Genomic DNA, 13298 nt, shown 5'->3' on the forward strand with positions numbered 1-13298 from the left:
TGAAGGCGGCGGTGTCCCCCAGCCCACTGGATCCAGTACAGCGGGCCGACCCACGCAGAGCCATGGAACCGCTCCCCGGATGGCCGGAGAAGAGCGCACGCGCAGGCGCACGGCCACACACCAGGGGCACACCGCAACCGTGCGTGCAGAGCCCGTACTCCCGTGCGGACCACAATCCCGCCATCCGGAACAATGCCTCTTAACGCATGGGATGCGGCGAACTACGCTGGGTTTACGAATGCCGCGTGGTTATGCCAGCGCGGCAGCCGTCTGTGTCGAGGGGTGGCGCATGTCCAGGGAGCAACGCGGGCCGAACGAAAAACTCGGCGCCGTTCTCGCCCTCGCGGGAATCAGCAACGCGGGCCTCGCCCGACGCGTCAACGATCTTGGCGCACAGCGAGGTCTGACTCTTCGCTACGACAAGACGTCGGTGGCGCGCTGGGTGTCGAAGGGCATGGTGCCCCAGGGCGCCGCACCGCACCTCATCGCCGCCGCCATCGGCCAGAAGCTGGGCCGCCCGGTCCCCCTGCACGAGATCGGCCTGGCGGACGCGGACCCGGCGCCCGAAGTGGGCCTCGCCTTCCCGAGGGACGTGGGCCAGGCGGTCAAGTCGGCGACCGAGCTGTACCGCCTCGACCTCGCCGGACGCCGGGCGGGCTCCGGCGGCATCTGGCAGTCCCTCGCCGGTTCCTTCGCGGTCAGCGCCTACGCGACACCCGCCTCCCGCTGGCTCATAACCCCGGCCGACAGCTCGGTCGCCCGGGACGCGAACCCCTCGGAGGGCTCCGGCGCACCGCTCAAAGTCGGCCACAGCGACGTGCAGAAGCTACGGGAGGCCGCCGAGGACGCCAGGCGCTGGGACTCCAAGTACGGAGGCGGCGACTGGCGTTCGTCCATGGTCCCCGAGTGCCTCCGCGTGGAGGCGGCCCCCCTCCTCCTCGGCTCCTACTCCGACGAGGTCGGCAGGGCCCTGTTCGGCGCCTCCGCCGAACTGACCCGCCTCGCGGGCTGGATGGCCTTCGACACCGGCCAGCAGGAGGCGGCCCAGCGCTACTACATCCAGGCCCTGCGCCTCGCGCGCGCCGCCGCCGACGTCCCCCTCGGGGGCTACGTCCTCGCCTCCATGTCGCTCCAGGCGACGTACCGCGGCTTCGGCGACGAGGGCGTGGACCTCGCCCAGGCCGCCCTGGAACGCAACCGCGGCCTGGCCACCGCCCGCACCATGAGCTTCTTCCGCCTGGTCGAGGCGAGAGCGCACGCGCGCGCGGGAGACGCCCAGGCCGCCGGTGGCGCCCTCAAGGCCGCCGAGGGCTGGCTGGAGCGCGCCCGCCCCGGTGACAGCGACCCGTCCTGGCTCGGCTTCTACTCCTACGACCGCTTCGCCGCCGACGCGGCCGAGTGCTACCGCGACCTCAAGGCACCCCGCCAGGTCCGCCGCTTCACCGAGCAGGCCCTCTCCAAACCCACCGAGGAGTTCGTCCGCTCCCACGGCCTGCGCCTGGTCGTCTCCGCGGTCGCCGAACTGGAGTCGGGCAACCTGGACGCCGCCTGCGAACAGGGCGTCCGCGCGGTCGAGGTCGCCGGACGCATCTCCTCCGCCCGCACCACGGAGTACGTCAAGGACCTCCTGCACCGCCTGGAGCCCTACGGCGACGAGCCCCGCGTCGTCGAACTCCGCGAACGCGCCCGCCCCCTCCTCATGGCACCGGCATAGGAACGCCACCCCACCGCCACCGGGTTTGAAGGCGTTGTCAGTGGCGCAGTGCACTATCTGAGTGGGAGGTGGTGCGGGTGGCGGCGGCCCCGACGCGTAGGCATGACTGCGACGTCCTCGTGATCGGCGGCGGCACGATCGGCATGTCCACCGCCTACGCCCTCACCCGCACGGCCCCCGGCACCAGGGTCACGGTCCTGGACCAACAGAAGCGGCCCGCCCCCGCACCCCCCACCACCGGGGTGATCCACAGCGGCATCCACCACCGCCCCGGCTCCCCCCTGGCCCGCTACACGATCCTGGGCGCCACCGAACTGATCAAATTCTGCACCGAGTACGACATCCCGCACGCCGTCACCGGCAAGCTGATCGTCGCCACCGACCGCGCCGAACTGCCCCGCCTGCACGCCCTCGTCCAGCGCGGCCGGGAGAACGGCATCCCGGTCCGCGAACTCGGCGCCGCCCAGATCCCCGACCACGAACCCGCCGTGCGCGGCATCGCCGCCATCCACGTCGGCACGACCGGCGTCTGCGACGTCGTCGGCGTCACCCGCCAACTCGCCGACGCCTCCGGCGCCGAGATCCGCTACGGCGCCCAGGTCGTCCACATCGACCGACGCCCCGCCCTCGGAGTCACGGTCCACACGGCGGACGGTACGGTGCTGCGCGCCCGGGCACTGGTGAACTGCGCGGGCCCGCACGGCGCCGAGGTGGCCCGGATGGCGGGCGACACCCCCGCCGTGCGCACGGTGTCCTCCCGGGGCGAGTACTACACCCTCAACCGCCCCGACCTGCTCCGGGGCCTCGTCCACCCGGTGCCGGACCCCACGTCCCCGCTCCCCGGCGTCCACCTCACCCGCGGCATCGACGGCACGGTCCACGTCGGCCCCCACGCGACGCGGGCCGACCTCAGCTCCTTCACCGAGGCGGTGCGCCGTCTGCTGCCCGACGTGCGGGCAGCAGACCTGACGCCCGCGGGGACGGCACGGCTGCGGGACGGCACGCCGACCGACGACTTCCTCCTCCACGAGGCGCCCCACACGGTCCACGTCCTCAACGTCCCGTCTCCGGCGACGACGGCGTCCCTGCCGATGGGGCGGGCGGTGGCTTGGAGGGTGCTGGGGGTTCTGGGGTCGGGGTAGGGGTGCGCTCGGGGTGAGTGCGGAGGTGGGTATACGCGGTATACGCGGCCCGGCGCTGGTGGGGGTGCAGCGGATGCCCGTACCGCGGGGTGGGCCGCCGCGGGCACCCCGCGCCGTAAAATCGGTCGCACTGTGTCTGAGTCGTTGAGCAACCACCCCACCACCCCCACACCCCCCAGCCGGGCGAAGGGCGAGCCGCGTTTCCCCGACGGCCCGAAGGCCGACCCCGCGGGCTCGCACTTCGAGCGCCGGATCCGCAGCTTCCAGCCGCGCCGGAGCCGCGTCACCACCGGCCAGGCCGAGGCCCTACAGCGCCTGTGGCCCAAGTGGGGCCTCGACATCGACGGCCACGCGGTCATCGACCTCCAGGCACTCTTCGGCACCCCCAACCCCGTAGCCCTGGAGATCGGCTTCGGCATGGGCGAGGCCACCGCGCAGATGGCCGCCGCCGACCCCGACACCAACATCCTCGCCGTCGACGTCCACACCCCCGGCCAGGGCAACCTCCTCAACCTCGCCGACCGCAACAACCTCACGAACATCCGCGTAGGCAACGGCGACGCCATCATCCTGCTCCGCGAGATGCTCGCCCCCGACTCCCTCGACGCCCTCCGCGTCTACTTCCCCGACCCCTGGCCCAAGAAGCGGCACCACAAGCGGCGCCTGATCCAACCGGACTTCCTCACCCTCGCCGCCACCCGCCTCAAGCCCGGCGCGCTCGTGCACTGCGCCACCGACTGGGAGCCGTACGCCGAGCAGATGCTCGACGTCCTCACCGCCCACCCCGCCTTCGAGAACACCCAGCCCGACGGCGGCTACGCCCCCCGGCCCGCCCACCGCCCGCTCACCCGTTTCGAGGGCCAGGGACTGGACAAGGGACATGTCGTGAACGACCTGCTCTTCCGCCGCGTACAGCGCCTACAGCACACTGACCTGCCTCACCCCGGCGCCTGACCACCACGGACGGCGCCACTCCCCCGTTAGGGTCGATGCCGTGGCCACCAGTCCCCCGTACCCCACCCACGGAACGTACGGAACACATGGAACGTACGGAGCACACGGAACGTACGGACCGTACCCGGCGTACGCAGCACAGCCCCCCACCCCCACCCCCCGCGCCCGCTGGTGGCACCGCACCTGGGTCCGCTACGGCGCCCTCGTCACGCTCCTCGCCCTCTCCGGCCTCGTCATCCTCGCCCTCGTCCGCAGGGAGACCGGCACCGACGGCTTCCTGGTGGGCCTCGGCCTCGCCGTCCTCCCCGTCCCCCTCCTCGTCGCCGCCTTCCGCTGGCTCGACCGCGTCGCCCCCGGCCCCTGGCGCAACCTCGTCTTCGCGTTCGCCTGGGGCGCCTGCGCCGCCGCGCTGATAGCGATCGTCGCCAACAGCTTCGCCACCCGCTGGATAGCCACGACCACCGCCGACCCGGCCAGCGCGGACACCCTCGGCGCGACGGTGATAGCCCCGGTCGTCGAGGAGTCGGCCAAGGCCGCCGCCGTGCTCCTGGTCTTCCTCTTCCGCAGGAGGGACTTCACCGGCATCGTCGACGGCGTCGTCATAGCCGGTGTCACCGCCACCGGCTTCGCCTTCACCGAGAACATCCTCTACCTCGGCACCGCCTTCGGCACCGACCAGCTCACCGGCGGCAGCGGCATCGCGTCGGTCACCGCGGCGACGTTCTTCGTGCGCATCATCATGTCCCCGTTCGCGCACCCCCTGTTCACCGTCCTGACCGGCATCGGCTTCGGCATCGCCGCGCTCAGCGCCGACCGCCAGCACGTGCGCCGGGTCCTGCTCCCGCTGGCGGGCCTGCTGCTCGCGATGGGCACGCACGCCCTGTGGAACGGCTCGGCGTCCTTCGGCCCGTACGGCTTCTTCGCGGTGTACGGCATGTTCATGGTCCCGGTCTTCGGCCTGCTGGTCTGGCTGGCCGTCTACACCCGCCAACGCGAACTGCGCACCGTACGCGAGGAACTGCCCGCCTACGCCGCCGCGGGCTGGCTCACCCCGGCCGAGCCGTACGCGCTCGGCTCGCTGCGGGCCCGCCGCCTGGCCCGCGAGTACGCCGGTCACCACCTGGGCAAACCGGCGGCGCGCACGGTGGCGCAGTACGAGGCGTACGCGACGTCCCTCGCGTTCCTACGGCACCGGGGCCGCCGCGGCCGGGCCGGGGCGGACTTCGCCGTACGGGAACGGGAACTGCTGCACGAACTGTGGGCCCGCAGGGACGTAGCCCGCCCGGCCCTGGACCACGCGGCACGCATGACGGCGCCGGTGCGGCCGGTGTACGGGTACGACGGGTACGGGTACGGATACGGGTGGCGGCCGGTGCCGATGCAGGCGCCCTACGCGGCCTACCCAGTGCTTCCAGCTCAGCCGGTCCACAATCCCTACCAACACTGAACCGGCAGCCCTGACGTCGGGGGGTTGCCGTCAGGACCGCCGGGGATCAGGGAAGGAGTGAGGAGGCGCGACGCCTCAGGGCGTGAGCCCCTTGCTCTGCAGCCAGGCCAGCGGGTCGACCCCGCCGCCCCCGGCCGGGTGGATCTCCAGGTGCAGGTGCGGCCCGGTGACGTTGCCCGTCGCGCCCACGCGCCCGATCACGTCACCCGTGGTCACCTTCTGGCCGACGCTGACGCTGATCGACGACTGGTGGGCGTACCAGATCTCGGTGCCGTCATCGAGGGTGAGGACGGTCTTGTAGCCGTACGAGCCGTCCCACCCGGCCTGTGTGATCGTGCCGCTGTGGACCGCCTTGATGAGCGTGCCGGTGGGCGCGGCGAAGTCCAGGCCGGTGTGGTAGCCGGAGGACCACATCGCACCGGCCTGACCGTAGGTCGAGGTGATCGTGTACGAGGAGGTCGGCAGCGTGTACTGCCGGGCCAGCTCGGCGAGCCGCTCGGCCTCGGCCTTCTTGCGGGCCTCTTCCTCCGCGGCGGCCTTCTCGGCGGCGGCCTTGGCCGCGGCCTCCTCCTCCGCCTTCTCGGCGGCTGCGGCGGCGGCCTTCGCGGCGGCGGCCTCGGCGGCCTGCTGCGCCTTGGTGTCGACCTGGTCCTGCTGCTGCTCGGCCTGCGCCATGATCCGGGCGCGCAGCGCCTCACCGGCGTCGGTGGTGCCCTGGGCGGTGTCCGTGGTGGTGACGCCGACGCTGCTGAGCGGGGTGGCGGCCTCTTCGGTGGGCTCGGCGGCGGTGTCCTCGGAGTCGTCGTCCGAGAAGGGGGAGCCGACGGAGGGCAGGTCGGGTATGGAGATGGAGACCGGCGGCTTGCCCGTCTGCGCGGTGGCCATGCCGCCCGCGCCGACGGCGGCTATGACGCCGACGCCGAGGACGGTGGAGCTGCGGGCCAGTCCGCCGCCGCGCTGCTTGCTGACGCGGTGCCGACCTCGTACGGGGCGGATGGAGTCCGCGGTGGGGTTCCACTCCTCCCAGGGGCCCTCGTCGGTGCGCTCGCCGCCGTAGACGACGGTGTCGACGTGGACAGCGGGGTCGACGTGGACAGCGGGGTCGCCGTAGACAGCGGGGTCGCCGTAGACGGCGGTGTCGACGGAACCGGGATCGGAGCCGAAGTCAGGGCCAGGCCGGTTGGACGCCACGTAGGCGTACTCCTTCCTTCCTTCTTCGCCTACCGGGTTAGCTGACGGGTTCGGAGCAGGAAGGTCTCCTACGCGCGTAAACCAGTCGTACTTCTACGGTGGTTGACGCGCGATTCACCCCAGGGTGGTGGTTCCCCGGTTCCCTCGCGGGATTCGGCGCGTGCGCACGGAGCCGTCTCTTGTGACGGCTGGGACGACCGCGCTGCGTTATCGGACGTTAATAGAACCGGGGGCTGAATTCCAAGCCGTTCCGCTTGATCATTACCTAACGGTGGGGGACGTACGGGGCGATGAGCGGTGAAAACCGGGCGAGTTGGCTGCGGGTTGGCCGGGGGTTGGGGATCTGACCGTGTGTCAGTTGTTATGCGGAGGGCGTTCGGGTGGTCACGTCTTGTGACGGAGGGGTGGGTGGGGTGGGCGGCGGTGGCGTGCCGTACGGCAAAACACTCAGGGCCGGAATCCATGAACTGGATTCCGGCCCTGAGCCTTCAGTAGCGGGGACAGGATTTGAACCTGCGACCTCTGGGTTATGAGCCCAGCGAGCTACCGAGCTGCTCCACCCCGCGTCGGTGAAACCAGTGTACGCCATGGGCGGGGGGCTCAGCACACGCGTTTATCCGGGGTTGTCCGCGTGGGTGAGCGTCTCCCAGGAGACGAAGCGGCCGTCGGTACCCGCGGGGCGGGTACGGCGGGCTAGTTCGCGGGCGTCGGCGGTGCCGTGGGAGTCGTCGAGACGGTGGTCGAGGCGGTGGTCGAGGTGGTTGAGGACGACCTCCAGGTGCGGGCCCAGGTTCCGGTTCACCTTGCCGCCGCAGAGCCAGGCGGGGGTGGGGGCGGTGCGGCGGAGCTGGGCGCGGGCGTGGAGGCTGACGGTGGCGGTCAGGCGGTCCTTGATCTCGTCGTAGAGGTCGACGCCCTGGTGCCAGGCGGTCTCGGCGATGTGGGCGGTGGCGGCGAGGGAGTAGCCGACGTGGCGGAAGTCACGGCAGGTCTCCTGGGTGAGGCCGTCCTTGTACGTCTTCTGCCGGAACCAGTACGCGTCGATCTCGGCGGGGGTGTTGATGGTGCCGCCCTTCGGGGGGCGGGGGCGGGGGCCGTCCTTGGCCAGGTAGAAGTAGGCGGGGACGCGTTCGCGGGCGCGGGCGAGGGCGTCGTCGAAGGTCTGGTGGTCGTCGAGGAAGACGGCGATGGCGAGGGCGGCGTTGGTCATGGCCAGGTCCCAGTTGCCGTTGAAGTCGGGGACGCGGGCGGTGACTTCGGGGAGGTGGGCGGTGCGGAGCATGTCCTCGAAGCGGCGTACGCGGTCCTGGGGCCAGCCGGAGTCGGGGGTGTACCGGATGATCTCCGCGGCGCGGGCCCAGGTGGCGCCGGACCAGGCGGCCTGGAGGGCGGCGTTGCCGCCGGTGTGCCGTTTCAGCTTGGCGGACCAGGCGTCCATGATGGCGGTGGCCTTGGTGGCGTGCTGCTGCTTGCCGGTGACGGTGAAGAGGAGGGCCTGGGTGTAGGCGGCGATGGCGTCGCGGCGCTCGGCTCGGCAGGCGGGGCCTGGTCTGCCGTTGGTGGGGCAGGCGACGGTGGCGGCGGGCTTGGGGGTGTGGCGGTACGAGCCGTACTCGCTGTCCCGCATGTCGAGGTACGCCTTCAGCCAGGGCTGTTTGCCCGCGGTGACGTTCTTGCGGATGGCCTTGAGCTGTGACTCGCTGAGGAGGATGCCGGGGTGGGTGAAGTCGGCGTCGGGGGAGGGCGCGGGCCATGCTGCGGGCCTCGGAGTCCAGACTGCCGCAGCCGCCGAGCAGCCCGGCGAGACAGCTCACGACCACTCCGAGCGCAACGCTCCGCCCGATCGACCTCACGCCCCACCACCTCCGCACTCTCCGCAGACCACTCCCTGGCAGCGTGACCCGCTCCGCGCTGACGTGCAGGCCGGATTGCTCCAGATGCACGCCTGCGGCGGCCTGTGGCTGGTCCGGTGGGTGGCGGGCGTAGCGCTGTCTGCCGGGGGTGGGTCGGGGCCGCGCCGGGGGGTGTCCGTCCTCGGAACCGCGCGGGCTGTACATCGTGGGGTGGACGGGGTCTTGCGCGCGAACCACTGCGGGCGGACACCCCCCGACACGTCCCCTTCCGTAGTACGGCGACTGCGACTCGTCGTCGGCTCCGCCGTAACTGCGGGCAGTCGTGCCGTCGTAGCTGCGGGCAGTCGTGCCGCTGGGGCGGCACGGGTGGGCGCAGCGGCACCCCGTCAGCGCCGGGCGCGCGACCCACCCAGCGGTACGGGCATCCGCGGCACCCCCGTTCAGCTCCGGGCCGCACACACACCCGCTCCCGCAAGACCCCGTCACCCCACCAAATGCCGATTGGGCCGCACCGCCATCCCCTCCAGCTCAGGCAGCACCACCACATCCGCCCCCTCCCCCACCAGCACCCCACACCCATCCGCCCCGGCGACGAAGGTGTCCGGCTCCCGCCACGCCGTCACCACCCTGCGCACCCCCGCGTCGAGGATCAGCCGCGCACAGGCCCGAGGCCGCGAGGCCCGCCGGGCGCAGGGCTCCAGGCTGCTGTACACCGTCGCACCGGCCAGCCGCGCGTCCCCCACGTCGACCTTCGCCAGCGCCGCCTCCTCCGCGTGGACGACGGGATCGCCGCCCTCCCGCGAGTGGCCGCGGGCCAGCTCGGTCCCGTCCGCCGCGACGACCACCGCGCCCACGCTGAAGGCGGTGTCCGACGGTGGGCACAGCGCCGCCAGTTCGCAGGCGAGCCGCAGCCAGTGGCGGTCGGCGGCGTGGGGAAGCGGACCGGCGCCGGGGGCGGTGGGCTCGTACCGCATGAGGACCGTGTCGCCGAGTGGCCGGGTCTCGCACAGGCGCAGTCGGCCCGCCTGGTAGGCCCCCGGCCCGAAGAGCCGCGGCGCCGTCGGTTCGCCGACGAAGAGCGGGGCGACGGCGAGCTGGAGTTCGTCGGCGAGGCCCTGCTGGAGGAGCTGGGTGTGGACGGTCCCGCCGCCCTCGACCATGAGGCGCCGCACCCCGCGCACGTCGTGCAGGTGCGTCAGCAGCGCCCGCCAGTCGATGTCGGGGCCCAGGGGGACGACCGTCGTGTCGGCGGGCAGGCGCGGCACCCGCGCGGCGCCTTTGTCGGTCGTGTAGAGGACCTTGTCGCCGCCCGTGTGCCAGAAGCGCGCGTCCGGGTCGAGGTCGCCCGAGGCGCTGACGGTGACCTTGAGGGGGTACTCCGGCTGGCCCGCGGCCCGGCGGGCGGCGCGGCGCTCCGCGGAGTTGACCAGCAGCCGCGGGTTGTCGGCGCGGATCGTCCCGGCGCCGACGAGGATGGCGTCGACGGAGGCCCGTACCTCGTCGACCCGGTCGAAGTCGGCCGGGGAGGAGAGGAGGAGGCGGTCGGGGCCGGTGTCGTCGAGGTAGCCGTCGAGGGAGACGGCGGCGGACAGCAGGACGTGGGGGACGGGCATCGGCGTGCTCCACCTCTCCGGTGGTGTGATTCAAGTTTTAAGCAAAACTACACTGGGCGTATGACGACTCGCTGGCTCACCCCGCAGGAGCAGCGCGCCTGGCGCGCGTTCATGGCCGCGACCCACCTCCTGGAGGACACGATCGACCGCCAGCTCCAGCAGGACGCCGGGATGCCGCACCTCTACTACTCCATCCTGGTCCATCTCTCGGAGGCGCCGGAGCGGCGGCTGCGGATGACCGATCTGGCGGAGCGGGTGAAGATCACCCGCAGTCGGCTGACGTACGCGGTGGCGCGGCTGGAGCGGGACGGGCTGGTGCGGCGGGAGGGGTGCGCGTCCGACCGGCGGGGCAGTCTCGCGCTGCTGACGGAGGAGGGGATGGCCGTGCTGGAGCAGGCCGCGCCGGGGCATGTGGAGGCGGTGCGCGGTGCCGTCTTCGATCAGTTGGACGAGGAGCAGGTGGCCCAGTTGGAGGCGATCTGTTCGCGGATCGCGGGCGGTTTGCAGGGGGATGAGGGTGTGGGGTGCGCGTCTGGTGACCTGCCGTGGCGGCGGCGGTCCACGCCTTGTAAGTGAGTGACGGGGTCATCCATTCGGCAGTTGCTTCAAAGTTCAAGCATGTGTAGGGTTTCGATTCATCTTGGATTGCTTCAAATTTGGAGCAGTAGCCGAGTGTCACTGGCACCCACCAGAGCGAACGGACCGAAACCGGAGAGCCGTATGCCCCCTGCCCCCGCCGCCACCCCGCGCTCCCGCGTCCAGGTGCCGCTGCGCTTCCCCGACGGCTACCGCGCCGACGCCGAGATCGTCACCTTCCACGGGCTGGCCGACGGGCGGGAGCATGTCGCCGTCGTCCTCGGTGACCCGGGCCCCGTTCCCCTCGTACGCCTGCACTCCGAGTGCCTGACCGGCGATGTCTTCGGCTCGGCGCGCTGTGACTGCGGGCCGCAGTTGCGGGAGGCCGTGGAGCGGATCGCCGGGCGTGGGGGCGTGCTGCTCTACCTGCGGCAGGAAGGGCGCGGCATCGGGCTCTACAACAAGCTCGACGCGTACGCCCTCCAGGACCAGGGCCTGGACACGTACGAGGCCAACGCCGCCCTCGGGCTGCCCGAGGACGCCCGTGACTACACCGCCGCCGCCCAGATGCTGCGGGCCCTCGGCGTCGGCGCGCTGGACCTGCTGTCCAACAACCCGGACAAGGCGGAGCAACTGCGCGGGCTGGGGATGGAGGTACGGGACCGCGTCCCGACCGGCGTCTTCGCCACCGACCACAATGTGCGGTACCTGCGCGCCAAGGTGCTGCACACCCAGCACACCCTGCCGCTCGCCGAGTTGTCCGCGAGCTGAGCCCCGTTCACCAGGACTCCGCGCCGCTCTCGGCGGGGACCGGGCGGGCCCGGGCGCGTAGGCGTAGGGCCAGCAGGGGGAACGCGAGGACGGAGACCATGGCGGCGCCGACCAGCGCGGCGGCCTCGCCCGCGTCGATCACCTTGTCGTCCAGGCCGATGGTGGTGATGGCGACGACCAGCGGCAGGCAGGTGGAGCCGTACAGGGCGAGGGCCGTGCGGTCGCGGCGGGGCTGGCCGGGTGGGGCCAGGTAGTACAGCGGGCCGCCTCTGACCAGGAGGAAGAGGAGCAGGAAGGCGGGGAGCAGGGCGAGCGGGCGGCCGTCGTCGAGGAGCGCGGCGAGGTCGAAGTCGACGCCGGTGACGACGAAGAAGAGCGGTACGAGGAAGCCGAACCCCATCGCCTCGATCCGGCCCATGATCTCGCCGCTGCTCTCGGGCGCCGCGCCGTACAGCACCAGCCTGCTGATGACCCCGGCGGCGAAGGCGCCGAGCAGGATGTCGAGGCCGAAGACGTGGGACAGGCCCAGCATGACGGCGAGCAGCAGCATCACGTAGCGCACGGCGAACTGGCCGCTGCTGTGCAGGGTCTGGGTGATAATCCGGGAGAACCAGGGCGGGCGCGGGCGCAGGGCCAGCACGATCGCCACGGCGGTGATGGCGGCGAACGCCAGCAGCAGCGCCGTGGACCGGCCGGGGGCCCGACCGCTCAGCAGTAGCGCCATGGCGATGATCGGGCCGAACTCGCCGACGGCACCGAAGGTCAGCACCAGCGTGCCGAACGGGCCACGCAGGTCGCCGGAGTCCCGCAGGATCGGCAGCACCGTGCCGAGGGCGGTGCTGGTGAGGGCCGTACCGATGACGAAGCTCTTGGTGGTCTCGCCGCCGGTGAGGGCGAAGGCGGTGCCCAGGCCGAGGGCGAGGGTGACCAGCCATGCCCCGGCGGCGCGGCGCAGCGTGGTCCCGCGTACCGCCGCGAAGTCGATCTCGTAGCCCGCGAGGAAGATCAGCATGGTCAGCCCGAGGTCGGACAGCCCGTCGATGAACTGGTCGTGCTCGGCCCAGCCGAGGCCGTCCGGGCCTACGACGATCCCGAGCACGATCTCGAAGATGACGAGCGGGACCGGCACCCAGCGGTTGACGCCGTACGCCAGCAGCGGCGCGAGCACCGCGATGGCCATGATCAGGATGAGCGTCCCCGGCTCCCTCATGCCCGGTATCCAACTCGCCCGCCCCGCCCTTCCCCCGCTCTGCCGCCCCTTCCCCGGCACCGCCACCCGAACGGCCCACACCGCTGGCCGCCGCCCGCCCCGGCGCCCAGAGTCGAAGCACCCGCGCCGTCCCCGCGCCGGAGTGGAGATCCGCCATGAGGCCGGAGGGAGAACCACCGTGAGCCAGACGACCCACCCCACACCCCCGCCGTCCGCCCCCGGATCCAGCGGCTGGGCCGCCGGGGGCACGCTCTTCGCCGGTGTCCTGCTGTTCGTGGAGGGCGTCCTCGGCATCCTGCAGGGCATCGCCGGGATCGCGAAGGACGACGTGTACGCCGCCATCGGCGACTACGTCTTCGAGTTCAACCTCACCGCCTGGGGCTGGATCCACCTGATCCTCGGCGTCATCCTGGTCATCGTCGGCTGGGGCCTCCTCAGCGGCCCCGCCGACTGGGCCCGCGCGAGCGGCATCGCCCTCGCCGCCCTGAGCATCGTGGTGAACTTCCTCTACCTGCCGTACCAGCCCTGGTGGGCCCTGATCGGCATCGCCATCGGCACGTTCGTCATCTGGTCACTGGCGCAGACGGCGGCGGCGCGCTGAGTACGTAGGTGACGCCCGGGGGAGGCGGTCGGCTCCCTGGGAACGACTGCGACCCCCGGTCAGATCTCTGTCTGATCGGAGGTCGCGTGGTAGGCCCTGTGGGACTCGAACCCACAACCAGTGGATTGAAAGATCTGGCCAGAGCTTGTCGGGTGGTTCCGGATGCTTCTTCGGGATCCGGAACCATCTGGTCAAGGTAGGTGCCACCTTGCACTCGGCCCACGCC

Annotated in this window: 11 protein-coding genes, 1 tRNA gene and 1 riboswitch; of the genes, 7 read left to right on the top strand and 5 right to left on the bottom strand. The window is 72.0% G+C overall.

Annotated elements, in window-relative coordinates; translation table 11 throughout:
• Window positions 1-289 precede the first annotated feature (289 nt).
• The 4 genes from ACFQZ6_RS17165 (at window position 290) to ACFQZ6_RS17180 (ending at window position 5257) form a co-directional block, all read left to right on the top strand.
• Window positions 290-1714, top strand: a complete 1425-nt coding sequence (locus ACFQZ6_RS17165) for an MFS transporter (RefSeq protein ID WP_381609836.1) — start codon at window positions 290-292, stop codon at window positions 1712-1714.
• Between the two features lie 71 nt (window positions 1715-1785).
• Window positions 1786-2856 (top strand): FAD-dependent oxidoreductase, encoded by a 1071-nt coding sequence (locus ACFQZ6_RS17170; protein WP_381609839.1) that lies wholly within the window; start codon window positions 1786-1788, stop codon window positions 2854-2856.
• 132 nt (window positions 2857-2988) lie between these two features.
• Window positions 2989-3810 (top strand): tRNA (guanosine(46)-N7)-methyltransferase TrmB, encoded by an 822-nt coding sequence (trmB, locus tag ACFQZ6_RS17175; protein WP_381609842.1) that lies wholly within the window; start codon window positions 2989-2991, stop codon window positions 3808-3810.
• Between the two features lie 40 nt (window positions 3811-3850).
• Window positions 3851-5257 (top strand): PrsW family intramembrane metalloprotease, encoded by a 1407-nt coding sequence (locus ACFQZ6_RS17180; protein ID WP_381609845.1) that lies wholly within the window; start codon window positions 3851-3853, stop codon window positions 5255-5257.
• Between the two features lie 75 nt (window positions 5258-5332).
• On the opposite strand, the gene ACFQZ6_RS17185 is transcribed toward ACFQZ6_RS17180, so the two are convergent.
• The 4 genes from ACFQZ6_RS17185 to ACFQZ6_RS17200 form a co-directional block, all read right to left on the bottom strand.
• Window positions 5333-6448, bottom strand: a complete 1116-nt coding sequence (locus tag ACFQZ6_RS17185) for a M23 family metallopeptidase (protein ID WP_381609848.1) — start codon at window positions 6446-6448, stop codon at window positions 5333-5335.
• An 11-nt stretch (window positions 6449-6459) separates the two neighbouring features.
• Window positions 6460-6617, bottom strand: a riboswitch (cyclic di-AMP (ydaO/yuaA leader).
• Window positions 6618-6940: 323 nt separating this feature from the next.
• Window positions 6941-7014: transfer RNA gene (locus ACFQZ6_RS17190), tRNA-Met, on the bottom strand.
• Window positions 7015-7061: 47 nt separating this feature from the next.
• Window positions 7062-8075 carry an alginate lyase family protein gene (locus tag ACFQZ6_RS17195; RefSeq protein ID WP_381609851.1) on the bottom strand — a complete coding sequence of 338 codons (1014 nt, stop codon included), beginning with the start codon at window positions 8073-8075 and terminating at the stop codon, window positions 7062-7064.
• 708 nt (window positions 8076-8783) lie between these two features.
• The gene (locus tag ACFQZ6_RS17200) at window positions 8784-9914 is read right to left on the bottom strand and encodes a dihydrofolate reductase family protein (RefSeq protein ID WP_381609854.1); all 1131 of its coding nucleotides are present in this window, start codon (window positions 9912-9914) and stop codon (window positions 8784-8786) included.
• Between the two features lie 60 nt (window positions 9915-9974).
• Between ACFQZ6_RS17200 and ACFQZ6_RS17205 the strand changes: the two genes are divergently transcribed.
• A complete protein-coding gene (locus ACFQZ6_RS17205) occupies window positions 9975-10490 on the top strand; it encodes a MarR family winged helix-turn-helix transcriptional regulator (RefSeq protein ID WP_381609857.1) in 516 nt (171 codons plus the stop codon).
• A 144-nt stretch (window positions 10491-10634) separates the two neighbouring features.
• Window positions 10635-11261, top strand: coding sequence for a GTP cyclohydrolase II (locus ACFQZ6_RS17210; RefSeq protein WP_381609860.1), 627 nt, complete (start codon window positions 10635-10637; stop codon window positions 11259-11261).
• Between the two features lie 7 nt (window positions 11262-11268).
• On the opposite strand, the gene ACFQZ6_RS17215 is transcribed toward ACFQZ6_RS17210, so the two are convergent.
• On the bottom strand, window positions 11269-12471 hold the full coding sequence (locus ACFQZ6_RS17215; protein ID WP_381609863.1) for a cation:proton antiporter: 1203 nt from the start codon (window positions 12469-12471) through the stop codon (window positions 11269-11271).
• Between the two features lie 178 nt (window positions 12472-12649).
• Between ACFQZ6_RS17215 and ACFQZ6_RS17220 the strand changes: the two genes are divergently transcribed.
• Window positions 12650-13072 (top strand): DUF7144 family membrane protein, encoded by a 423-nt coding sequence (locus ACFQZ6_RS17220; RefSeq protein WP_381609866.1) that lies wholly within the window; start codon window positions 12650-12652, stop codon window positions 13070-13072.
• The last annotated feature ends 226 nt before the right edge of the window (window positions 13073-13298 follow it).

This window comes from Streptomyces flavalbus, assembly GCF_042674625.1.
Lineage (GTDB): Bacteria > Actinomycetota > Actinomycetes > Streptomycetales > Streptomycetaceae > Streptomyces > Streptomyces flavalbus.